The sequence below is a fragment of the Pseudomonas sp. NFACC32-1 genome (assembly GCF_900101215.1).
Lineage (GTDB): Bacteria > Pseudomonadota > Gammaproteobacteria > Pseudomonadales > Pseudomonadaceae > Aquipseudomonas.
Genome location: NZ_FMUL01000008.1, coordinates 216,951 through 238,712, shown reverse-complemented (window position 1 = coordinate 238,712; position 21,762 = coordinate 216,951). Strand labels below are relative to the sequence as shown.

19 protein-coding genes and 1 pseudogene are annotated in these 21,762 nt (G+C 63.4%); 7 read left to right on the top strand and 13 right to left on the bottom strand.

The window, feature by feature from the left end; translation table 11 throughout:
• Positions 1-29: 29 nt before the first annotated feature.
• On the bottom strand, positions 30-923 hold the full coding sequence (locus BLP99_RS15135; RefSeq protein ID WP_072397804.1) for a PA4780 family RIO1-like protein kinase: 894 nt from the start codon (positions 921-923) through the stop codon (positions 30-32).
• 212 nt (positions 924-1,135) lie between these two features.
• The gene (locus tag BLP99_RS15130; protein WP_072397805.1) at positions 1,136-1,927 is read right to left on the bottom strand and encodes an AraC family transcriptional regulator; all 792 of its coding nucleotides are present in this window, start codon (positions 1,925-1,927) and stop codon (positions 1,136-1,138) included.
• Between the two features lie 78 nt (positions 1,928-2,005).
• Between BLP99_RS15130 and BLP99_RS15125 the strand changes: the two genes are divergently transcribed.
• The gene (locus BLP99_RS15125; protein ID WP_072458601.1) at positions 2,006-3,034 is read left to right on the top strand and encodes a bile acid:sodium symporter family protein; all 1,029 of its coding nucleotides are present in this window, start codon (positions 2,006-2,008) and stop codon (positions 3,032-3,034) included.
• Here BLP99_RS15125 and BLP99_RS15120 read toward each other — a convergent pair.
• On the bottom strand, positions 3,021-4,298 hold the full coding sequence (locus BLP99_RS15120) for an acetyl-CoA C-acetyltransferase (RefSeq protein ID WP_092180686.1): 1,278 nt from the start codon (positions 4,296-4,298) through the stop codon (positions 3,021-3,023). The two genes, BLP99_RS15125 and BLP99_RS15120, sit on opposite strands and share 14 nt — an antisense overlap.
• 258 nt (positions 4,299-4,556) lie before the next feature.
• Here BLP99_RS15120 and BLP99_RS15115 point away from each other — a divergent pair, with 258 nt between their 5' ends.
• Both BLP99_RS15115 and BLP99_RS15110 read left to right on the top strand, forming a co-directional pair.
• Positions 4,557-5,909: a 3-oxoacyl-ACP reductase gene (locus tag BLP99_RS15115; RefSeq protein WP_092180683.1), complete on the top strand. Its 1,353-nt coding sequence runs from the start codon at positions 4,557-4,559 to the stop codon at positions 5,907-5,909.
• A gap of 2 nt (positions 5,910-5,911) precedes the next feature.
• Complete coding sequence (locus tag BLP99_RS15110) at positions 5,912-6,766, top strand: MaoC family dehydratase (protein ID WP_076405632.1); 855 nt, start codon at positions 5,912-5,914, stop codon at positions 6,764-6,766.
• A 175-nt stretch (positions 6,767-6,941) separates the two neighbouring features.
• Here BLP99_RS15110 and BLP99_RS15105 read toward each other — a convergent pair whose 3' ends face one another.
• Genes BLP99_RS15105 through BLP99_RS15090 form a run of 4 tightly spaced genes read right to left on the bottom strand, consistent with a single transcriptional unit; the run spans position 6,942 to position 9,201 of the window.
• Positions 6,942-7,499: a DUF4136 domain-containing protein gene (locus BLP99_RS15105; protein WP_072397810.1), complete on the bottom strand. Its 558-nt coding sequence runs from the start codon at positions 7,497-7,499 to the stop codon at positions 6,942-6,944.
• A 20-nt stretch (positions 7,500-7,519) separates the two neighbouring features.
• Positions 7,520-8,137 (bottom strand): DUF4136 domain-containing protein, encoded by a 618-nt coding sequence (locus tag BLP99_RS15100; protein ID WP_072397811.1) that lies wholly within the window; start codon positions 8,135-8,137, stop codon positions 7,520-7,522.
• Positions 8,138-8,149: 12 nt separating this feature from the next.
• Entirely contained in the window at positions 8,150-8,899 is a 750-nt protein-coding gene (locus BLP99_RS15095) for a methyltransferase domain-containing protein (protein WP_072397812.1), read from the bottom strand.
• Positions 8,896-9,201, bottom strand: a complete 306-nt coding sequence (locus BLP99_RS15090; protein WP_072397813.1) for a MazG-like family protein — start codon at positions 9,199-9,201, stop codon at positions 8,896-8,898. The genes BLP99_RS15095 and BLP99_RS15090 overlap by 4 nt, the downstream gene beginning before the upstream one ends.
• Positions 9,202-9,365: 164 nt before the next feature.
• On the opposite strand from BLP99_RS15090, the gene BLP99_RS15085 reads away from it, so the two are divergent.
• Together BLP99_RS15085 and BLP99_RS15080 are read left to right on the top strand one after the other, a co-directional pair.
• Positions 9,366-9,659 carry a hypothetical protein gene (locus tag BLP99_RS15085; protein WP_072397814.1) on the top strand — a complete coding sequence of 98 codons (294 nt, stop codon included), beginning with the start codon at positions 9,366-9,368 and terminating at the stop codon, positions 9,657-9,659.
• Positions 9,660-9,783: 124 nt separating this feature from the next.
• Positions 9,784-11,133, top strand: a complete 1,350-nt coding sequence (locus BLP99_RS15080) for an MATE family efflux transporter (protein WP_072458607.1) — start codon at positions 9,784-9,786, stop codon at positions 11,131-11,133.
• Between the two features lie 4 nt (positions 11,134-11,137).
• Here the strand turns inward: BLP99_RS15080 and BLP99_RS15075 are convergent, their stop codons facing one another.
• The 6 genes from BLP99_RS15075 to BLP99_RS15050 all read right to left on the bottom strand — a co-directional run bounded on the left by BLP99_RS15075 (position 11,138) and on the right by BLP99_RS15050 (position 17,763).
• On the bottom strand, positions 11,138-11,935 hold the full coding sequence (locus BLP99_RS15075) for a DUF4123 domain-containing protein (protein WP_072397816.1): 798 nt from the start codon (positions 11,933-11,935) through the stop codon (positions 11,138-11,140).
• On the bottom strand, positions 11,932-13,245 hold the full coding sequence (locus BLP99_RS15070) for a type VI secretion system Vgr family protein (RefSeq protein ID WP_072397817.1): 1,314 nt from the start codon (positions 13,243-13,245) through the stop codon (positions 11,932-11,934). Before BLP99_RS15070 ends, BLP99_RS15075 begins: the two co-directional genes overlap by 4 nt.
• A 303-nt stretch (positions 13,246-13,548) precedes the next feature.
• Positions 13,549-15,462 carry an arginine decarboxylase gene (gene speA / locus BLP99_RS15065; protein ID WP_072397818.1) on the bottom strand — a complete coding sequence of 638 codons (1,914 nt, stop codon included), beginning with the start codon at positions 15,460-15,462 and terminating at the stop codon, positions 13,549-13,551.
• 130 nt (positions 15,463-15,592) lie between these two features.
• Positions 15,593-15,964, bottom strand: coding sequence for a translation initiation factor Sui1 (locus BLP99_RS15060; protein ID WP_072397819.1), 372 nt, complete (start codon positions 15,962-15,964; stop codon positions 15,593-15,595).
• A 170-nt stretch (positions 15,965-16,134) separates the two neighbouring features.
• The gene (locus BLP99_RS15055; RefSeq protein ID WP_092180680.1) at positions 16,135-16,692 is read right to left on the bottom strand and encodes an NUDIX hydrolase; all 558 of its coding nucleotides are present in this window, start codon (positions 16,690-16,692) and stop codon (positions 16,135-16,137) included.
• A 3-nt stretch (positions 16,693-16,695) separates the two neighbouring features.
• Complete coding sequence (locus BLP99_RS15050; RefSeq protein ID WP_092180676.1) at positions 16,696-17,763, bottom strand: DUF2333 family protein; 1,068 nt, start codon at positions 17,761-17,763, stop codon at positions 16,696-16,698.
• Positions 17,764-18,037: 274 nt separating this feature from the next.
• Here BLP99_RS15050 and BLP99_RS15045 point away from each other — a divergent pair, with 274 nt between their 5' ends.
• Both BLP99_RS15045 and BLP99_RS26970 read left to right on the top strand, forming a co-directional pair.
• The gene (locus BLP99_RS15045; RefSeq protein ID WP_092180673.1) at positions 18,038-19,708 is read left to right on the top strand and encodes a GGDEF domain-containing response regulator; all 1,671 of its coding nucleotides are present in this window, start codon (positions 18,038-18,040) and stop codon (positions 19,706-19,708) included.
• 1,473 nt (positions 19,709-21,181) lie between these two features.
• A pseudogene (locus BLP99_RS26970) lies at positions 21,182-21,706 on the top strand (methyl-accepting chemotaxis protein); the annotation flags it as partial.
• Positions 21,707-21,762: the final 56 nt, after the last annotated feature.

The window sequence follows — 21,762 nt, the reverse complement described above, 5'->3', positions numbered from 1 at the left end:
CTCGCTCCCACAGAGCTCGAGCAACCGAATCACTGCATCCAGGGCGGAGGCGGCTCTTCGGCCTTGCCAGGCGGTGCATCCTCGGCCGCACGCAGGGCCTGGCGACGTTCTTCTTCCCGACGGGCGGCCTCGATCTCGCGCATGACCCCACCCACATCCGCCAGTTGCTCCGGCTCAGCGAACTCACCGGTCAATACGCTGCCAGGATGCAAGGTGCCGGCCTCGTAAAGCGCCCACATCTCCTTGGCATATCGGGTGCGCTTGAGCTCCGGGGCGAACCGGCCGAAATAGGACGCCATGTTGCCTACGTCCCGCTCCAGCATGCTGAAGGCATGGTTGTTACCGGCGGCATCCACGGCCTGTGGCAAGTCGATGATCACCGGACCGGTCGGCGCGAGCAGCACGTTGAACTCCGACAGGTCCCCGTGCACCAGTCCGGTACACAGCATCAGCACGATCTGGGAGATCAGAAACGCGTGGTACTCACGGGCCTGTTCTGGCTCCAGTACCACATCGTTCAGCCGTGGGGCTGCGTCGCCGTACTCGTCAGCCACCAACTCCATCAACAGCACGCCCTCGAGGAAGTCGTACGGCTTGGGCACGCGTACCCCGGCATTGGCCAGGCGGAACAGCGCCGCCACTTCGGCGTTCTGCCAGGCGTCTTCAGTTTCCTTGCGTCCGAACTTGGAGCCCTTCGCCATGGCCCGGGCCTGGCGGCTGTTGCGCACCTTGCGGCCCTCCTGGTATTCGGCGGCCTGACGGAAACTTCGCTTGTTCGCCTCCTTGTAGACCTTGGCGCAACGTAGCTCATTGCCACAGCGCACCACATAAACAGCTGCTTCTTTACCACTCATGAGTGGGCGCAGCACCTCGTCGACCAGACCGTCCTCGATCAGGGGTTCAATGCGTTTTGGAGTCTTCATCAGCTTTTATTCTGGGTCCTTTGTGACCAAACACGCGAATGACAGCCGTTATACGGCAATACAACCTCCACGGGGAGGGGTTGCCGACCTGTGTAGAGGCAATGCACACAATGTGCCGATATCGACAGAGTCGAATCATAGCCGAGAGCAGTACCGGTGTTGCCAAGCGATGCCCTGGTTATTGCGACAAGAACTGACAACCCTCGCCAGGCTCAACGCTTGAACAACTCGCCCGGCGTGAACCCGAACATGGTCTTGAATGCCGCAATGAAAGCGGAGGTGGAATCATACCCACACGACAACGCCGCGCCGGTCACGCTGTCCCCCTCTTCCAGCGACCCCAGGGACGACAACAACCGCATGCGCTGTCGCCAGGCTCGGAAGCTCAGACCGGTCTCACGCTGGAACAGACGCATCAAGGTCTTTTCCGACATGCCCAGGCGTTCGGACCAGGCCTGCAGGGTGGCGTTCCGTTCGGGCTGCCCGATCAGTTCGTTGCACAATCCCAGCAAACGCACGTGACGGGGCAGCGGCAGGGAGAATTCCACTTCCGGCAACGTTGCCAACTGGTCCAGCAGCACCTGCACCAGCCGCTCCTGCGGCGTGTCTCCCTGGGGATAATCGGCCGGCCACTGGCAGAACACCTTGATCAGTTCCCGGGCCAGCGGCGTGACTTCCAGCACCCGACAATGGCCATCGGCCCAGGGGCAGGCGTCGCGATGGACATACAGGCTGCGCATTTCCGCCCGGGTGGAGGTCACGACCTGATGTTCCAGGTCCGCCGGGATCCAGATGCCCCATTGCGGCGGGGCGAAGAAACTGCCAGCGGCGGTATGCACCCCCAGGACACCGCTGATGGCATAGGAAAACTGCACCCAGTCATGCCGATGGGCCTGCGTCCATGAACCGGCGTTCAAGCTTTCGACACGGGCGTACAGCGGCCTGGGCAACTGAATCAGGTCGGGAATGCGGCGTTCCAGCTGCTGGTGTCCGTTAGTCGGCATTGAATGGCCTTATGTCGCAAGACGGTGGCAGGGGCCGACGTTAGGCTAAGTCATCGTTTCCTACAACTGTGGTGCACTATGGCAATCTTCAGACACCTCAAGCGCATGGTGACCGACTGGTTCCTGTGCGGCATGCTGCTCGCCACATTGCTGGCGTACTTTTTTCCCACTTTCGGCGCCACCGGTGGCGCAATGCATGCCGAATGGGTCGTCAATATCGGCATCTTCGTAGTGTTCTTCCTGCACGGGGTGAACCTGTCCGGCGAGCAGGTCCGTCATGGCCTGAAAAATATCCGGCTGCACCTGATGGTGCAGGTCTTCACCTTCGCGGTATTCCCACTGATCTGGCTGGCCTGCAATGCATTGCTGGGCAGCCATGTTCCGCCACTGCTGATGCTGGGGTTCCTATACCTGTGCGCCCTGCCCTCGACCATTTCCTCTTCCGTGGCCCTGACCGGTAGCGCGGGCGGCAACGTCCCGGCGGCGATTCTCAACGCGAGCCTGTCCAGTGTGCTGGGGATTTTTCTTACGCCACTGCTGGTCAGCTTCGTCGTCGGGCGGGGCGCCGGGGGTATCGACCTGGGCTCCACGCTGCTGGATCTCTGCCTGATGCTGCTCCTGCCGCTGGTGCTCGGGCAGTTCCTGCGGCGCTGGCTGGCCGGGTTCTTCGGCCGCTACAAGCGCTACACCGCCATCATCGACAAGCTGGTGATCCTGCTGCTGGTCTATGCAGCGTTCTGCAATTCCATGGTGTCCGGGATCTGGCAGCAGCAAGGCCATGGCGTGCTGCTCAGCGCCGTACTGGGCAGCACCGTGCTGCTGGCAGTCATTCTGTGGACCACCACTCGCACCGCCCGTGCCCTGCGGTTCAGCAATGCCGATGAAATCGCCGCGGTGTTCTGTGCCAGCAAGAAGTCCCTGGCCGCCGGCGTCCCGATGGCGGCGCTGATCTTCGGCGACCATCCCGGCCTGGGACTGATCCTGTTGCCGATCATGATCTACCACCCGCTGCAGCTGATCGTTTGCTCGATCCTGGCCGAGCGCTATGCAAGCCGCCGGCGGGTCTCGGCCACCCAGCCAGCCAAGGCAGTGCTCAACGCTCGATGATGGCCGTCACGCCCTGGCCGGCCGCTGCGCAGATGGAAATCAGCCCTCGTCCCCTGCCCGCGGCATCCAGCAGCTTGGCGAGGTTGGCGACGATTCGCCCGCCCGTGGCGGCAAACGGATGCCCGGCGGCCAGGGAACTGCCCTTCACATTCAGTCGGCTGCGGTCCAGGGCACCGAGCGGGGCGTCGAGGCCCAGGCGGGTCTGGCAATAGTCCGCATCCTCCCAGGCCTTGAGGGTGCATAACACCTGGGCGGCGAATGCTTCGTGGATTTCGTAGTAATCGAAATCCTGCAGAGTCAGGCCGTTGCGCGCCAGCAGCCGCGGTACCGCATAGGCTGGAGCCATGAGCAACCCTTCGGCACCGTTGACGAAATCCACCGCCGCGGTTTCGCCGTCACGCAGATACGCCAAAATCGGCAGTCCCCGGGCCCTGGCCCATTCTTCACTGCCCAGCAACACCAGCGAAGCGCCGTCGGTCAGCGGCGTGGAATTGCCAGCGGTCAGCGTCCCCCTGGCGCTTTTTTCGAAAGCCGGTTTGAGAGAGGCAAGCTTTTCCAGGGTCAGGTCCGGGCGCAGATTGTTGTCCCGGGTCAAACCGAGAAACGGCGTCATCAGATCGTTCTGCCAGCCCTGGGCGTAGGACGCGGCCATTTTCTGATGACTTTCCAAGGCCAACTGATCCTGGTCCTCTCGGGAAACCTGCCAGGTCTGGGCCATGAGTTCGCAATGCTGGCCCATGCTCAGGCCCGTGCGCGGCTCATTGATGCGAGGCAGGTCGGGGATCAGATGACGGGGACGCAGTTGCAGGAAGGTCTTGAGCTTGTCGGCGGTGCTCTTGGCTCGATTGGCTTGCAGCAGGATCTTGCGCAGCCCTTCGTTGACGGCAATCGGAGCATCCGAGGTGGTGTCCACGCCACCGGCGATAGCGCTGTCGATCTGGCCAAGGGCAATCTTGTTGGCCACCAGCAACACAGCCTCCAGCCCTGTGCCGCAGGCCTGTTGCACATCGTAGGCCGGGGTGCTGGGAGACAGTCGCGAGCCCAGCACGCATTCGCGGGTCAGGTTCATGTCCCGGGAGTGCTTGAGCACCGCCCCGGCAGCCACTTCGCCGAGGCGCAAGCCATGCAGGTTATAGCGCTCGATCAGCCCCTCGAGGGCGGCTGTCAGCATCGCCTGGTTGCTGGCGGTGGCGTAAGGCCCGTTGGAACGGGCGAAGGGAATGCGGTTTCCACCGATGATGGCGACGCGGCGTGGCTGTGTCATGAAGAACCCCCGTGTATGTTCGGATGTGCCCGGATAAAACCACAGGCGCTGTATCGCGAGCAGGCTCGCTCCCACATCAGCCCAGCTTAGGCTTTATACGAAAAGTCGCCGAGCTGCGATCAGACAGGCCTTTTGCTGCACTGCATGCTCGTTGCCCTGGCACTTTCGACACTCAAGCCTAGGCTTTATTTGGTCGATCGAACGACCGATTGCCAATCATGGTCCACACTTGGAAGCTCATCAGCCGGAGAGTGTTCCATGTCTGACCGTTATATCGACTTCGCCAACTCGGCCCTTGGCCTGCGCCTGGTGGGGGCGCTCGGCTTGCCCTCGCCGGTACGCCTGGAGCGCTGGCAGGCCGGTCGGCTGCGGCCGATCGAGGGCGCGCTGCTGCTGGGTGGTGGCCCACTGACCAAACAGGTCGGTGCGTTCGCCAAACGCCTGACCGACGCGATTTTCGTCTACGGGGGCGAGCCGACGCTGGCCACCGAGTGGATCCCCGGCCATGGTCCGAAAATCAAGGCCGTGGTGTACGACGCCAGTCATCTGGTCCAGGTGGATCAACTCAAGCAACTGCGGGAGTTCTTCCAGCCGCTGATGAAGAACCTCGACCACAGCGCCCATGTCGTGATCCTCGGGCGCGCCCCGGAAAGCCTCGGCGAGCCGTTCGCCGCCAGTGCGCAACGGGCGCTGGAGGGGTTCAGCCGGTCACTGGCCAAGGAGCTGCGTCACGGCGGCACCTTGCAACTGCTGTATGTCGGCGACGGTGCCGAAGCCCAGTTGGAGGGCGCGCTGCGGTTCTTCCTGTCACCCAAGAGCGCTTACATTTCCGGGCAAGTGATCCGCCTCCAGGCCTGCGAGACCCAGGTCCAGGACTGGACCCGGCCACTCACGGGGCTCAAGGCGCTGGTCACCGGCGCCGCCCGTGGAATCGGCGCGTCCATCGCCGAGACCCTGGCCCGTGACGGCGCCGATGTGATCCTGCTGGACGTCCCGCCCGCCAAGACCGATCTCGACGCCTTGGCGGCACGCCTGGGCGGGCGTAGCGTCACGCTGGATATCTGCGCCGAAGAGGCCGCCGCCCAATTGATCGAACACTTACCCGATGGCGTCGATATCGTGGTGCACAACGCCGGCATCACCCGGGACAAGACCCTGGCCAACATGACCCCGGAATTCTGGGACGCCGTGCTGGCGGTCAACCTCAACGCACCGCAAGTGCTGACCAAGGCCCTGCTCGACAGCGGCACCCTGCGGGACAATGGCCGGGTAATCCTGCTGGCGTCCATCAGCGGCATCGCCGGCAATCGCGGCCAGACCAACTATGCGGCCAGCAAGGCCGGGCTGATCGGCCTGGCCCAGGCCTGGGCCCCGGTCTTGAAGACACGAGGGATCAGCATCAACGCCGTGGCCCCGGGTTTCATCGAAACCCGCATGACCGCCGAAATCCCCTTCGCCCTGCGCGAAGCCGGGCGACGCATGAGTTCCCTGGGCCAGGGCGGGCTGCCCCAGGATGTCGCCGAAGCCGTGGCCTGGCTCGCACAACCGGGCACCGGGGCCGTCACCGGCCAGGCATTGCGGGTATGTGGGCAGAGCCTGCTGGGAGCATGACCATGACGACTCAATGGCATGAAGTCAGCAGCGCACCGAACATGTCCGGGCTCTACACAAAAGCCGCGACACGACGCAAGGTCACTGGAACGACCTTGCCGGGCGACGGACTGCGCCAGGTGCTTCAGGTCGATCAACAACGCCTGGCGGCCTACCGCAAGGTCTGCGGCTTCGTCGAAAACGGACTGTTGCCGCCGACCTATCCTCATGTGCTGGCGTTCCCCTTGCAGATGCAACTGCTCACCGCCAGCCACTTCCCCTTCCCGCTGCTGGGGCTGATCCACCTGAGCAACCGCATCCGGGTGCTGCGTCCCATGGGCGGCGTCAGCCAGGCGAGGGCCAGTGTCCATGTGGAAAACCTGCGCCCTCACCCCAAGGGCGCGGTATTCAGCCTGGTGACCTGTCTCGACGATCAACTGGGCCCCTTGTGGGAGGCCGAGAGCGAGATGCTCTGCAAGGGTGTGCAACTGGATGGCGCACTGGTAGAGCCACCTTTACCGGATACCCCGGCATTGACCGAGGTGGCGCACTGGGCCGCTCCCGCCGACATTGGCCGGCAGTACGCCAAGGTCTCCGGCGATTACAACCCGATCCACCTGAGCGGCATCAGCGCCCGGCTGTTCGGTTTCCCCACGGCCATCGCCCATGGGCTGTGGAACAAAGCCCGGACCCTGGCGGCCCTGGACGATCGCTTGCCCAAAGCCAATGTGGAAATCGAGGTGACCTTCAAGAAACCGGTGCGCCTGCCCAGCGAAGTGACGTTGCTGGCGAGCGCCGCAGGGTCCAGCGGCGATTTGCAATTGGTGGGATCGGGTGAGTTGGAACATATGGTGGGGAGTTGGCGGCCAGTTGTCTGAACGGTCCCAGACCAATAGACCTACCCCGGCACACCCGCCACACGGACGTTTTCGGGGCGGCGTCCAATCCTGGTCGCTCGGAAAAGCGGGCTTGCGCGAAGACGTTGCACCAGCCTGACCCTATGCCAGGCGAGACTGTGTTTGCGCGTCCGACATCCGGTCCACCACCAGCCAATCATCGCGGCGGGTAATTGGACAGGATCCGCGCCACGGTTTCACGTACCGCCGCGCTACGGTCGGCCGGGTTGGGCGAGGTGCTGAGCAGTTGCTCGTCACTGCCCCGCCATACCAGCTTGCCGTCCTTGCCATCGAGCAGGTCGACCTGCACCGTGGCGACCTTATAGCTGATGTTGCGGGTTTCGTTGTACATCGGGCCTCCTCCATAGCCATACCATGGACTCCCCCAACCGCCACCGTAGCTCGTGGTGACCTGCTGTTGACGGTCTTCCACGATCAGGTAGGCCTGGACCTGCACATCGCCTCGCCCACCGGCAGGAGCCGGACGCAGGCCGCGCTGGTCGAGCTGATCGGCCACGGCCTGGCGGATCCGCTGTTCGGTCAGGTCACTTTTTATCCGCGGATCGTCAGGGCGGTATTGCAGCGCCGGTTCTTTCCAGCTCCAGCTTCGGTAGGCCGCGAAATCGCGGCTGGTGTCGAAGTCATGATTGACCTGGGTGCCCGCACAAGCGCCAAGCAGTGCAGCAAAAGCCAGTAGAACGAGACGGCGAAACATGGTTTTTCTCCGTTACATGATCAACTTGGCGGATAAGCCGACAGGGCTTTTTCCACCGCTTCGCGAATGGCATCGGTGCGTTCGCCCTGTGTGCCGCGCTGGCTGGTTTCGGCACTGGAACTCCACACGGGCTGGCCCGTGCGGGCATCGAACAGGTCCAACCGGACCACCACGACCTGCTCCTGATACGTGCGCACTATCGGTACCGTGTGATACATGCCATAGCCTGGACCGTAGCCGTGATAGCGGTTGTAGCCACCGTAATACCCCGTGTCGTAGTCGTCCCGGACCTGACGCACGCGGGTCTCCAGATGGAGACTGGCACTGACGAACAGGTCGGCTGCACGGTTGTCCTGCAACGGCCGCAGCCCCCTTTGGTCCAGGGCGTTGCTCACCGCCTCGGCCACCTGGGCCGAATCCGCCCAGGCGGTACCCGGTGGCAACTGCCCGTTGCGCCAGGTCCAACTGCGATAACGCCCATAGTCACGAGGGGGTGCCGGATAGGCGCTACGATCGAATACCGTGGCGGCTCCGGGAGGCGCCGGGGGCAGCGGCCTGGACGTCGCGACATACGGATTGCTGGACTGGCAGGCCACCAGCCCCAGGCCCAACACCAATAATCCTGAACGGCCTTTCATCTCGCCCTCCGATCACACCGGTCGGCAGATCCAGTGCAGATAACGTCCCAGCCCGGCGAACGCCGGATGACGGCGGTGAGCCAGCTCCATTTCCAGCAACTGTGCAAGCTCTGCGCGCGCCTGGAATTCCACCGGCATGTAGTCATGGAAAACCCGCACCCCACTCTCGGTTTCGACCTGCCACAGACCTTCAAGTTGCGCCGCCAATTCCCGCGGATCAAGGGGTTGTTGCGGGGTCAGGCTCTGTTTTTCGCCCGCCATGTCGTTTTTGCGCAACTTGCGGAAGTGGCCCTTGAGCAGGTTGCGGTAGACCAGTGCATCGCGGTTGTAGAACGCCAGGGACAGCCATCCGCCCGGTGACGTCAGTTGGTGCAGCACCGGCAGGATCGCATGGGGCTGCGCCAGCCACTCCAGCACCGCATGACACAGCACCAGGTCATACGGTCCGGTGAGCTGACCGGGCAGGTCCTGCCACGGTGCCTGGATGAAGGTTGCACTCCGACCGGCCTCGGCGAACCGCTGGCGGGCCCCCTCTATCATGGGTTCGGCCGGCTCGGCCAGGGTCACCTGGTGGCCTCGCTCGGCCAGCCACAACGACATGTGGCCCAGGCCGGCGCCGATGTCCAGCACGCGCAGCGGACGCTCTGGCAAGGCCTCGAGCAGATCCGCCTGGAGCACCGCCAGGCGGATCGCGCCTTTGGCCCCTCCATAGATCTTTTCGGCGAAACGCGTGGCGAGCTGATCGAAATGACGGTCGCTCATTGGCCGAACCGCCGCTCGCTGTCGGCCAGCTTGGCACGCACGACGCAATCCATGTCCAAGCCCAATTCGCTGCACAACAGCAGCAGGTACAACACGATATCGCCGATCTCCTGCCCGGCGTGGGCCAGTTTGTCCGCGGGCAGTTCACGCGACTGGTCCTCGGTCAGCCACTGGAAGATCTCTACCAGCTCGGCCATTTCCACGCTGGCGGCCATGGCGAGGTTTTTCGGGCTGTGGAATGGGCGCCAATCGTTACGGTCTCGAATGGCGTGCAGGCGTTCGGTCAGTTCAACAAGGTTCATCGGGCTCTCCTGAATGCCCATAGCTTCGGGGGGATGACGGGGGAAGGCAAGCGTCTCGGTACGAAGCGGCGATTTGCCTCATAATCGAACGATCCAGGCCTCGGGCAACTCCTACAATCAGGGCCAGCGGCTCGATTCCAACTTCTTTCCATCAGGATGCACACATGCAGGTAGAAAGCTTTTTCGAATGGCTCGGCCAGGCACTCGGTTCGATGATCCGTTTTATCGTCGATCTGCTCAGCGGCCTGTTCAACACCCTCGCCAATGCCGGCGGCAACTTCGTCGAAGGCCTGTCGCGAGCACTGGGCATGGACACCTCGATCATCAGCATCATCGCGCTCATTCTTGGCCTGTTGATGCTGTATTCGGCGATCCGCGCCTTCATGCGGGCGTCGATCATCCTCGGCATCATCTGGCTGGTACTGGGGCTGTGGTTGCTGAGCTGGATCATCCACTGAAGCACTTGCCCTACCCCGTTAGCATCGTGGCAAGGAAGCTTGCTCCTGCGCCACGATGAGTCCCGTGACCCGAAGAACGCCGGCGCAAGAACCCGCTACAATCGCGCTCCATCAAGGAGCCCGCATGTCCAACCTGATCACCGACTGGCGCGACCGCCTGACCCATCGCCGGGTCTGGGCACTGGCTGCGCCGATGATTCTCTCGAATATTTCCGTCCCCCTCGTGGCGCTGGTGGACAGTACCGTCATCGGTCACCTGCCTCATGCGCATCAGTTGGGCGCGGTGGCGGTCGGGGCCAGTCTGTATACGGTGCTGGCCTGGGCCATGGGCTTCCTGCGCATGGGTACTACCGGGTTCGCGGCCCAGGCTGCCGGACGCGGGGACGGGGCGGCGTTGCGGCAGGTGCTGCTGCAAGGCCTGCTGCTGGCAATGGGATTGGCGGTGATGCTCGGCGCGGTAGGCGTGCCGTTGAGCGACGTGGCGCTGCACTTCATGCAGCCGTCGGCGGAACTCGATCAACTCACCCGGGATTTCTTTCATACCCGGCTTTTCGGCCTGCCGGCGGCGCTGGCCGCCTATGCGCTGGTGGGCTGGTTCCTGGGGGCGCAGAATGCCCGGGCACCGCTGGCGATCCTGTTGACCACCAACCTGGTGAACATCGTCCTGAACCTGTGGTTCGTGCTCGGCCTGGACTGGGGCGTGATCGGCTCGGCCCGGGCCTCGGTGCTGGCGGAGTGGACCGGTGCGCTGGTGGGCCTGGTGCTGGCCCGCCAGACCCTGCACGCCTGGCCGGGACGGATCGCCTGGGCAGTCCTGGGAATTTGGCAGAGCTGGCGTCCGCTGCTGGCAGTGAACCGGGACATCTTCATCCGCAGCCTGGCCTTGCAATCGGTCTTTTTCCTGATCACGGTCCAGGGCGCGCGGCTGGGAGACGCGACGGTGGCGGCCAATGCGCTGCTGCTCAATGGACTGCTGTTGACCGCCCATGCCCTGGACGGCCTGGCTCATGCCGTCGAAGCGCTGTGCGGCCACGCCACCGGTGCTGGCGATCGCCTGGCCCTGCGCCGCTCGCTGGTGGTGGCCTGTGGCTGGTCGCTGATTGCCAGTGTCGGATTCGCGCTGCTGTTCCTGATTGCCGGGCATCTGTTCATCGATATGCAGACCGACATCCCCGACGTACGCACCACCGCCTACCGCTACTTGCCCTATCTGGCGCTCCTGCCGCTCATCGCGGTGTGGAGCTACGTGCTCGACGGCCTGTTCATCGGCGCCACCCGCGCCCGGGAAATGCGCAACGGCATGCTGCTGACCCTGCTGCTGGTGTTGCCCTTCGCCTGGGCGCTGCAAGGCCTGGGCAACCATGGGTTGTGGGTGACCTTCCTGCTGTTCATGTCGCTGCGCAGCCTGACCCTCGGCGGTTTCGCCTGGCATCTGCATCGACACGACCGCTGGCTCGGTGCCCGCGCCGACTGACGCTTCAGCCTTCGCCGTTCTGCCACGACCGACGCAGATATTCCAGACGCTCGTGCTGCGACTCGCCCCTGAGTTCCGGCACCGGCCGGGCATCGGGGTACTGCAGGCGCAGCCACAACCAGCCATCGAGCACTTCGCGTTCGGTAAACCCCAGTTTCAATCCTTGCTCCAGGTATTCCCAGAGCACCCGGTAATCGCGTCGGGTGGCGCACGACCATTGCCAGGCATGACGTTCCAGCAGGCACTGTTGCAGCTTGTTCTGCTGCCGGATGCTGAGGCTGTGCTCGTTTTCCAACGCGCCAACCGGTAGACCGGGATTGGAAAGTTGCTGCCAGCCCTGGCTGCCGATGGCCCGGTCGGCCCATGTTCCGCCGAACCAGCGCATCAGGCTGATGGGGCCCAGCCAGCAACTGAGTTCGGCCGGGTCGCAACCGTCGAAGAAATAGCTGGCGGTGTGGGGGTTGTAATAGCTCAGCAACGCTTTGTGATGCAGGCCCAGCGTCACCGCCAGCATTCGTCGCAGATGGGCCAGCAACTGCGCGACTGGCGAAGCACTCACCAGCAGCAACCCCGGCCAGGCGTCCGGATCCAGATGGCACAGCCCGGCCAGGGCCGGCGATTGCTGCAAGTCCACCAGTAGCGGGCCATGCTCCCGAAGCCCATGCCATTCGGTCTGCTCGAACAAGGCAAAACGCCGAACCTCTGCGAACTGCTCGTGCAGAAGGCGCGCCGCACCCGGTGCGCCCGGCAGGTCGAGCAGCAACCATTGAGGCGTGGACCCGGACATGGCGACAGCACTCATGGGGCGGAGCTCGCGCCGCCTTGAGTGATCAGCCGGCAGGTGCACACCGGCTGGCCACAGGGACTGAAGCTGCCGCCCCCAGGCAACAGACACAACAGGATCAGCGGCTCGGCCGCCTGGATCGCAGCCAACAACACAGGATCGACTCCGAACGAGCTGGCCGGCTCGTGGAAGGCTCCCCCAGCCGCCTCATTCTCCATTGGCATGGATAACCGACCGCCGAGAAAGGCACTGACCATGGGACGATCCGGGTCGCCTTCGATAAAGCTCACCAGCACCTCGGTCCCTTCATCGATTGCGCCCGGCCCGCAAGCGGCGAGTTCCGGCGCCAGGGGCAACCAACAATGACTGGGGCTGGCTCCCTCGCCCTGGTAGACCCAGTCGAACTGCACCGCCACCCGCCCCGCCATCTGCAACGCTGACTCGTCCACCGCCGCCACCCACCCGCGTTGCTGGCCCAGCATGCGCGGCTTCGAAGGCCTGTCAGCCGCAAGCGGCTGCCCATCGGCAACGGCGTGAAAGTGATTGCCGTACCCACCGGCATCGCCGCGATGCTCGACCCGGGTCAATAGCCAGCGTCGATTCCAGGCCTCGAACGGATGAGCGGACAGCACCAGAGCCTGCCCGCAATGCAGATTCATCAGGTCGCTATGGCCCTCGGCGAGCTGCGCCTCGCAAGCGGCGGTTTGCACGTTGAACAGGTGGACGCCAGGGGCCTGGCATCCGGCGCCATAACTCGCCTCCCGGACTGGCGAAAAACTGCGCGAACCGTCCGCAATGACCAGGCAATGTCCTGCGCGCCCGTGTTCGAAATGGAAATGCAGGCCAGCCTGGGCACACAGGCGCTGGAGAAATCGCAGATCCGATTCCCGGTACTGGGTACAGTAATCCAGCGGGGGATAATCCTTTTCCAGATCCAGGCACAGGTCGTGCCCGCCGATGCCGTGGGCCTTGAGCACCTCGCGGATGATCTGAGGCACGGTGCGAGCGCTGAATACCCGCTGGTTGAAGCGTTGCGCGAGGCACCCCAGCTTCGGCCCGATACGCACCCGGTAAGCGCCGTCATGCCGGTGTTGCACAAGTTCATGAAGCTGACCATGGATACCCCGGCCCGAGTCCCCGAAGCTCAACCAGACGCTGCGGTACAACATTGCCGCCAGGTCCAGGTGGGCATCACCGGGCAACAGCTCCACGTCATAGCTGAACGGCTCGTTGATGGCTTCGCTACCCATGAAGGCCGACACGACAAAGGGTTCGGGCAGACCGGCTATCTCCAGACGAAAGAGTGGCTCGTTGGCTGGATCGGACATCGGCGTATCTCTACAGGAGGGGCGGCCGGGGATTCTCGCTGAGAGCCATGGCCGAGTAGAGGGCCCAAGTACAAGTTAGGAAAGGGACTACATGAAATAAGGACAGCACGGGTTAAATGGACCGGTGTGTGGAAATAACAACGGCACAAATAAAAACGCCCTCCGGGACTATCCGAAAATCCCCGCAGCACACGGCGTATTTTCTGACAGCTCGAAAGGGCGATGCCAATCGGTCGTGGGGCCGCCGAAAAGCTCTCGGCGGCGAGGGAATATTCCCCCACCACCGGGCGCTTCAGGCTCCGCTCAGGAAGACAGGTAGGACGAACGGGTCAACCCCAGGCGCAAGGCGTCGAGGAACTGGGTCCGCTCGGCGGCGCTGATGCGGGCGCTGGCGCACTTGTCGCGGTAGTGGGTCATCAACTCCTCCGGCGACAGGTGCACGTAGCGCAGCATGTCCTCGATGGTGTCGTGGGTTTCGATACCGGCGTGGTACACGCTGCCGTCGGCATTCTGGTAGATGTTCACCGAGTCGGTGTCACCGAACAGGTTGTGCATGTCGCCGAGAATTTCCTGGTAGGCCCCCACCAGGAAGATACCCAGCAGGTAGTCTTCACCCGGGTTGAGGGAGTGCACCGGCAGGCTGGTCTCGATGCTCTGCTCGTCGACGTACTGCTTGATCTTGCCGTCGGAGTCGCAGGTCAGGTCTTGCAGCACGGCACGACGCAGCGGCTCTTCGTCTAGGCGGTGCAGCGGCAGGATCGGCAGCACCTGGCCGATGGCCCAGGTGTCCGGCAGGCTCTGGAAGACCGAGAAGTTGCAGATGTACTTGTCCGCAAGCTTGTCATTGAGCTCGTCCAGCACCTGGCGGTGGGAACGCTGGCGGGCCTTGAGGGAGTTGTGCAGGCGACGGCACACGGCGAAGTAGCACTGTTCGGCGAGGGCTTTCTCCGCCAGGGTCAGTTTGCCGTCGGCGTACTGGGCGGCCACGTCGCTCATGTAGTGGGTGGCGCGCCAGTAGGTTTCGGTGACCATCTCGATATCGGTCGGCCCCAGCAGATCGACCAGCCATTGCACGGTTTCGGGCAAGGCTTCCTTGTTTTCGATCACCGGCACGTCGTCGTGATGCTTCTCGACATCAGTCACCTGCACCACCAGCATCGCGTGGTGGGCGGTCAGGGAGCGACCGCTTTCGGAAAAGATGTGCGGATGCGGCAAGCCCTGGGCGTCGCAGAATTCCTTGAGCATGCCGACCACGACACCAGCGTAGTCGTCCATGTCGTAGTTGATCGAGCTGGCGTTGCGCGAATGGGTTCCGTCGTAGTCCACGCCCAGGCCACCGCCGACGTCGATGTGATCCACCGGCAGGCCGAGGTTGCGCAGCTCGCCGTAGTAACGGATCGCTTCCTTGAAGCCATGCTGGTAGTCCGCCAGGTTGGCGATCTGCGAACCCATGTGGAAGTGCAGCAGGCGGATCCCCTGGTCCAGGCCGGCGCCGCGGAAACGCTCCACCACCGACAGCAACTGGGCGGCAGAGAGACCGAACTTGGATTTCTCGCCACCGGTATCGGCCCACTTGCTCGAGGCCAGGGACGACAGGCGAACCCGCAGGCCAACCTGTGGCTTGACCTTGAGGGACGCGGCCTCTTCGATCACCAGGCCGACTTCGGATTCTTTCTCGATCACGATGAACACGTTGTGACCCAGCTTCTGGCCCATCAGCGCCAGGCGGATGAACTCGCGATCCTTGTAGCCGTTGCAGACAATGGTCCCGCCCTTGGGCGCCAGGGCCAGCACCGCCAGCAGCTCCGGCTTGGAACCGGCTTCCAGGCCGATGGAAACGTTCTGGGTCGCGATGATGTTCTCGATCACCGCTTCCTGCTGGTTGACCTTGATGGGATAAAGCGCGGTGTATTGGCTCTGGTATTCCAGACGCGCGATGTTGCTGTCGAATGCACCGGTAAGCTGGCGCACACGGTCTTGCAGGATGTCTGGAAAGCGCACCAGCAGAGGTAGGGAAAGGCCACTCTGGCGCAGCTGGTCGACCTGTTCGAACAGGTCGATGGGTGAACTGTCGGGACCGTTCGGACGGACTTCTACGCGACCGGCGTCATTGATCGCGAAATACCCGGCCCCCCAATGGCGAATCCCGTAAACACTGCGGCTGTCCGCAACTGTCCATTGGCTGCCATCGTCTTTGCGTGTGCGTCGTACGGACATCGAAGTCCCCTATGAATGAAGTCGAAAATGCGCCATCCGGTCAGAGGCCGGCGCAGTCTGGAGAGTGAAGATGACGAATTGCCTGTCAGCAGGGTAGACCTTGCTCACCGGGCTGAGTTTAGAAAGCCGTTCAGCCGCCGGATTTTTTCGCCTTGAAACCGTGCCGGGCCAGTTCGGCCAGCAGCAGCTCGACGTGATCGCCCTGGATCTCGATGACACCGTCTTTCAACGCGCCACCGGTGCCACAGCGTTTCTTCAACGTAGTAGCCAGTTCCTTGAGCGCGTCCTCGGCCAACGGCACGCCGGTGATGGTGGTCACCGTCTTGCCGCCGCGACCTTTGCTTTCGCGGCGCACGCGGGCGATACCATCCCCGGCGGGGATGACGGTCTGTTTGCAGATGCAGGCATCCACCGGCTGGCGGCAATCAGGGCAATGACGACCGGCGTCGGTAGAAAATACCAGGCCACCCAGGGCGGCGAAGGATGCGGCTTTTTTGGCCACCGGCAATCCTCTCGGGAGGACAAAGACTGGCCGAGACAAGCAGTGCCCCGACCGCGAAGCCCCACTCAGGCAGGGGCAGCGCTACTGGACCGGCAGACGCCGGTCCAGCTTGAAAAGTCGCGCAGTGTAACGGCAAAAAGCCGACTTGCTAAGAGCCAATCGGCGCCAATTTACTGCTTCTTTGCGACGCCCTCGCCATGGACCCGCAAATAGCGCTCCAGGGCCGCCAGGGAGTCCGGGCAATAAGGCTTGCACCGGATTTCTTCCAGCACCTGCCCGATGGACAGGAAACGCGCCTCGAGCACCTCTTCCGGCTGCAGGACCAGAGGGCCGTCCCACACCGCCGAGAACGCCGAGCACCATAGCCGGCTGCCGGGGTCTTCGAAGTAGAAATGGTCGTGGGCGATGAGTGGAACGCCGCTCACCCCCAGTTCTTCCGCCAGCTCGCGGGCCGCCGACTCGGCGTAGGTCTCGTTCGCCTGCACCATTCCGCCCGCAGCCACATCCCAGAAACCGGGATAGATCGCCTTGCTCAAGGTCCGGCGGTGAACGCACAACTCACCGGCCGAATTGAACAGCATGATGTAGGTGCCGCGTCCGATCAGGCCACGCTCCCGCAGTTCCGAGCGCACCAGGCTGCCCAGCAGGTTATCGTTTTCGTCGACCCAAGCGATCAGCTCGGCATCCGAGGCCACCCGATGGGCGGCCTCCCGGGCGCTTTCGTTCATGGATCAGCCCTGGTTCAGCAACTGCCGCAAGTCGATCACCGCCGCGTTGGCACGGGAAATGTAGTTGGCCATGACCAGCGAATGGTTCGCCAGGACGCCGAAGCCACTGCCATTGAGGATCATCGGGCTCCAGATCGGCTCCTGGGACGCTTCCAGCTCGCGGATGATCTGGCGCACGCTGACCGTGGCGTTCTTCTTCGCCAGCACATCGGCGAAGTCCACCTCGATGGCCCGCAGCAGGTGGGACAGCGCCCAGGCCTGGCCGCGAGCTTCATAGAACACGTTATCGATCTGCAGCCACGGGGTTTCGACACGTTCTTCGTCGACTTCCGGCACCTGGCCCGGCGCAGGGGCCTCGGTTTTCAATGCGGTATTGAGCTTGACCCGACCGACACTGGCCGACAGCCGCTGGGACAGCGAGCCCAGGCGGGTGCCGACGTCACCCAGCCAGTTGTTCAGGTTGTCGGCACGGGCGTAGAACAGGGCGCTTTTCTGGCTGGGGTCGGACAGGCGTGCCTGGTATCGGCTCAAGGAGTTGATGCCCTCCTGGTATTCCGACTCGCTGGAGGGCAGCACCCAGCTGCGATTGTCGAAGTTGAAGCGCGGCTCGGCCTTGGCCAGGTCGGCGTCCTCGGCGGACTGGGACTGGGAACGGGCGAAGTCCTTGCGCAAGGCACGGCTCAGGTCGCGGACCTGGACCAGCACGCCGTATTCCCAGCTCGACATGTTGTCCATCCACAGGCCTGGAGGGAACCGGTCGTTGGAAATATAGCCGCCCGGCTTGATCAGCAGGGTTCCAGCGACGCTCTTGAGGGTCTCGACAGTGGTATAGCCCACCACCATCTGCCGGCCGTCTTTCTCGGCGGCCGCCTGGGCATTCTGCTGTACCGGGAACAGGGACGGCTCCTGGCTCCAGTACCAACCGATGGCGATGGTCACCAGCAGGTACAGGCCCACCAGCGTGGCCAGCGCGCGGCTGAAGAACAGCCCGCCCAGGTAGCTGCGGGTGGCCGATTTCGGCTCGGCGGCACGTTCAGGCGCGCTGCCCGCGCGGTTTTTCCAGTCCAGCATGGCGATGTCCCTTCAATCACTTGAGTTCACGGTTCGACCACAACCCTACGCCATCGTGCCTGACTTGAAACGCGGAATCACGCCAGCCAGGGCGAGGCAATCGGACCGCCACTATAAAGGAAGCGCCGTCATCGGCCTATGATGACCATTGGGTCAGAAACTGAATTTCATCCCGAGGCAGATTATTGACGTATGACACTCATGCGAGGGAAAAGAGGTGCTAGCATAGAGCCACCAGTCGACCTCAGCATGCACCCTAACTAGTAGTCAGGATATGACCGAGCCAGAAGACCCCAGCCGTGAGCGCCTCAAGCACCACTTTGCCCAGCGGGTAATTCATCAGGCTCGCCAGATCCTGGAGATATGGCAGCGCCTGCAACGCAGCGAATGGTCCAGCACCGATCTGTCGGAGCTCAGCGAAGCCACCCTGCGCCTGCAGCGTTTCGCCGAGCGCTTCGAGCAACCGGAGCATACCCAGTTGGCCCAGGGCATCAGCCAGTCGCTGCAAGCGGTGGATGCCAATCGCGGACGACTGAGCAGCCACCTGATCACTGAAATCAATCGCTTGATGCAGCGCCTGTCCCGCACCGGCCTGCGTCATGGCGATCAGCTCGAACAAACCTTCCTGCCGCCGCTGCGCAAGCCTATCTATGTGCTACTGCAAGACCATGACCGTGCCGAACGACTGGCCAAGCAGCTGGAATTCTTCGGCCTCAGCGCCCAGGCCCTGGAAAGTGTCGCGGCGTTTCGCGCCTCGATGGTGGAGCGCCTCCCCGCAGCGATCGTCATGGATGTGGATTTCAGCGGCCCCGGTATCGGCCTGAAACTGGCCGCCGAAGCCCAGCAAGGCCTGGAGCAGCCGTTGCCGCTGCTGTTCTTCAGCTTGCTGGAAACCGACACCCCGACCCGCCTGGCGGCGGTGCGGGCCGGTGGACAGGAGTTCCTGACCGGAACCCTGGAAGCCTCGAGCCTGCTGGAAAAGATCGAAGTGCTGACCTGCGTGGCCCAGTACGAGCCCTATAAAGTGCTGATCATCGACGACTCCCGCGCCCAGGCCCTGCACACCGAGCGCCTGCTCAACAGCGCCGGCATCGTGACCCGCACGTTGATCGAGCCGATCCAGGCCATGGCCGAACTGGCCGATTTCCAGCCAGACCTGATCATCCTCGACATGTACATGCCTGCCTGCACCGGTACGGAACTGGCGAAGGTGATCCGTCACAATGACCGCTATGTCAGCGTGCCCATCATCTATCTGTCCGCCGAAGATGACCTGGACAAGCAACTCGATGCCATGAGCGAGGGCGGCGACGACTTCCTGACCAAGCCGATCAAGCCGCGGCACCTGATCACCACCGTGCGCAACCGCGCGGCCCGGGCGCGCAATATCAAGGCGCGCATGGTTCGCGACAGCCTTACGGGGCTGTACAACCACACCCATATCCTGCAGTTGCTCGAAGACTGTTGCTTCCGCGCTCGTCGCGAAGACAAGCCCCTGAGCTTCGCCATGCTGGACATCGATCACTTCAAGCGAGTCAACGACAGCCACGGCCACCCCATGGGTGATCGGGTCATCAAGAGCCTGGCGCTGTTCCTCAAGCAGCGGCTGCGCAAGACCGATTTCATCGGCCGTTATGGCGGCGAGGAGTTCGCCATTGTCATGCCCGACACTGATATCGACGCCGCATGCACGGTACTGGATGAAATTCGCCAGCGCTTTGCCGAAATCCACTATCCGGCCCAGCCCCATGACCTCTGGTGCACATTCAGTGCCGGGGTGGTGGAAATGAGCGAAACGTCCGACAGCCTGATGATGGCCAGCCAGGCGGATGCAGCGCTGTACCGCGCCAAGCATGCCGGCCGTAATCGGGTGCAGAGCGCGCACCAATCAAAGCAAAGTGCCACTTTTTCATCGGAATCCACCGATTCAGTCATAAACCTGTAACCAAGGCGCAATAAATTCAAGCACTTACGATTCTGCCCCCGGTAGACCCCGATGCGCCTGAAGCTGCTGACGAACCTCAATACCCTCCTTTTGGTGGCCGTGTGTCTTGGCCTCGGCGCCACGCTCTGGTGGTCTCAGATCGCCCTGGAGCGCCCCTATTTGCTGATGGAGCGTTACCTGGGGCTGTCACGGCAATTCCAGGGCGAAGTGGCTCGCAACATCGAGGACTATCTGGCCAGCGGCGACGCCCTGCGCCTGAGCGCCGCCACCCAGGCCCTCGAAACCTTGCAACAGGATCTGGACCAGTTCCCGCCGGAACTGGCCCAGGGCCTGCGCCCGAGCCTGTCGAGCCTCGATGGCTTCAGCAAGAACGATCTGCTGGCCGCCGGCAAACTGGCCGCAGATCCCCAGGCCCTGCTGCTGCAGGCCGAACGTGAGCTGAGCGCCAACCTGGACCGCCTCGCCCAATACGCCAACGGTGCACCCGCCTACCTGGCCCCACTGTTCGCCGCATCGCAGCATTTGGGCCGGCTGTCGCTGACCCGGGAAAAAATGGTCAGCGGCGGCCGCAGCGAACTGGCCGCCGACGTCGAACGGGAATTGGCCAATATCCGCACCCAGGCCGAACAGATCGATAGCCTTCCGTTGCTCGGCGTAACGGCCAGCAGCGAATCCGGCAGCGATGACTTCGCCGCACTGATGGGTCTGGAAACCCAGGAAAAGACCGCCGCCGAAGACGCCGGCATTGCCCTCAAGCGTGAACTCAACAGCCTGCTTGGCCGTTATCCGGCAGAGCTGGGACGCACCCAGGCACTGATCCAGAAGCGCACCGAGTTGAGCAACGCCACGCACCTGAAAACCGCCGATGTGCAGCAGGCCATTGATGCCATGGAGCCCGCTGTGCGTGCCCAGCACGGACAGATCCAAGGAGAGGTCCGCTTGATCCAAGGCGTGATGATCGGCCTGATCCTGCTGATCGCCCTGCTTATCGATACCCTGCAACGACGCCTGGCCCGGACCCTGACACACCTGGCGCCCGCGCTATCGACCTGGGCCGAAGGCGACTTCAGTCGCGATATCCATGTCGGCGCCAGCAACCGTGAGTTGCGGGACATCGAGGCATCGCTCAATCGACTGCGCGCTTATCTGACAGACCTGGTAGGGGCCATCCATTTGAATGCCGAGCAGGTCGCCGGCAGCAGCCGGGCCCTGGCCGAGCTGAGTGCGCAAATGCACAGCGGCGCGGAGCACCAGGCCGGCGACACGGCACTGATCCGCGATTCCCTCAGTGAATTGGAGGCAACCATCCAGCAAGTCGCCGGTGACGCCAGCCAGGCCGCGCAGGCCAGCCGCAGCGCCGGACACGCTGTGGAACAGGGGCAGAAAGTCATTGGCCTGAGCCTCACCGGGCTGCATGCACTGGTGGGCGAGGTGCAAGGCAACGCGCAGATGATCGAACAACTGGCCGAGGAATCGGCCACCATTGGCGGCGTGCTGACGGTGATCCGCTCGATCGCCGACCAGACCAACCTGCTGGCCCTCAACGCCGCCATCGAAGCCGCTCGAGCCGGGGAAATGGGCCGGGGGTTCGCGGTGGTGGCCGAGGAAGTGCGCTCCCTGGCGCAGCGTACCGCAGGGGCCACGGCCGAGATCCAGGCCCTGATCGCGCGCCTGCAACTGGCCGCGCGCCAGTCCGTGGACGGCATGCGCGCCCAGGTCGAACACGCCGAGGCCACCGCCAACCAGGCCCAAGCGGCCGACGGTGCACTGGACAAGATCGTCGATGCCATCCAGACCATCGCCGACACCGCGGTGCGCATCGCCGACGTCACCGCCCAACAGAGCGGCGCGGTCAGCGAGATTCGCGATCACAGCGAACGCATCCACCAACTGGGCGGGGAAAACCTGCTGCGCATCGGCCAGGGCCGGGAACAGGGTGACAACCTGTTGGTCCTGGGTGGGCGCCTGCACACCGCCGTGCAAGCCTTTCGCGTCTGACTCGCGGCACAGCCTGCCAATCCAGGCTTTTGCGCCACGGATGACCGGTTTTTAGA

Excerpts from the sequence above, each read along its gene's own strand:
- BLP99_RS15095 (WP_072397812.1), bottom strand. The coding sequence starts at position 8,899 with ATGAGCGACCGTCATTTCGATCAGCTCGCCACGCGTTTCGCCGAAAAG.
- BLP99_RS15110 (WP_076405632.1), top strand. The coding sequence starts at position 5,912 with ATGACGACTCAATGGCATGAAGTCAGCAGCGCACCGAACATGTCCGGG.
- BLP99_RS15045 (WP_092180673.1), top strand. The coding sequence starts at position 18,038 with ATGACCGAGCCAGAAGACCCCAGCCGTGAGCGCCTCAAGCACCACTTT.
- BLP99_RS15085 (WP_072397814.1), top strand. The coding sequence starts at position 9,366 with ATGCAGGTAGAAAGCTTTTTCGAATGGCTCGGCCAGGCACTCGGTTCG.
- BLP99_RS15070 (WP_072397817.1), bottom strand. The coding sequence starts at position 13,245 with ATGTCCGATCCAGCCAACGAGCCACTCTTTCGTCTGGAGATAGCCGGT.
- BLP99_RS15100 (WP_072397811.1), bottom strand. The coding sequence starts at position 8,137 with ATGAAAGGCCGTTCAGGATTATTGGTGTTGGGCCTGGGGCTGGTGGCC.
- speA (WP_072397818.1), bottom strand. The coding sequence starts at position 15,462 with ATGTCCGTACGACGCACACGCAAAGACGATGGCAGCCAATGGACAGTT.
- BLP99_RS15115 (WP_092180683.1), top strand. The coding sequence starts at position 4,557 with ATGTCTGACCGTTATATCGACTTCGCCAACTCGGCCCTTGGCCTGCGC.
- BLP99_RS15130 (WP_072397805.1), bottom strand. The coding sequence starts at position 1,927 with ATGCCGACTAACGGACACCAGCAGCTGGAACGCCGCATTCCCGACCTG.
- BLP99_RS15075 (WP_072397816.1), bottom strand. The coding sequence starts at position 11,935 with ATGAGTGCTGTCGCCATGTCCGGGTCCACGCCTCAATGGTTGCTGCTC.
- BLP99_RS15125 (WP_072458601.1), top strand. The coding sequence starts at position 2,006 with ATGGCAATCTTCAGACACCTCAAGCGCATGGTGACCGACTGGTTCCTG.
- BLP99_RS15055 (WP_092180680.1), bottom strand. The coding sequence starts at position 16,692 with ATGAACGAAAGCGCCCGGGAGGCCGCCCATCGGGTGGCCTCGGATGCC.
- BLP99_RS15090 (WP_072397813.1), bottom strand. The coding sequence starts at position 9,201 with ATGAACCTTGTTGAACTGACCGAACGCCTGCACGCCATTCGAGACCGT.
- BLP99_RS15105 (WP_072397810.1), bottom strand. The coding sequence starts at position 7,499 with ATGTTTCGCCGTCTCGTTCTACTGGCTTTTGCTGCACTGCTTGGCGCT.
- BLP99_RS15080 (WP_072458607.1), top strand. The coding sequence starts at position 9,784 with ATGTCCAACCTGATCACCGACTGGCGCGACCGCCTGACCCATCGCCGG.
- BLP99_RS15135 (WP_072397804.1), bottom strand. The coding sequence starts at position 923 with ATGAAGACTCCAAAACGCATTGAACCCCTGATCGAGGACGGTCTGGTC.
- BLP99_RS15120 (WP_092180686.1), bottom strand. The coding sequence starts at position 4,298 with ATGACACAGCCACGCCGCGTCGCCATCATCGGTGGAAACCGCATTCCC.
- BLP99_RS15050 (WP_092180676.1), bottom strand. The coding sequence starts at position 17,763 with ATGCTGGACTGGAAAAACCGCGCGGGCAGCGCGCCTGAACGTGCCGCC.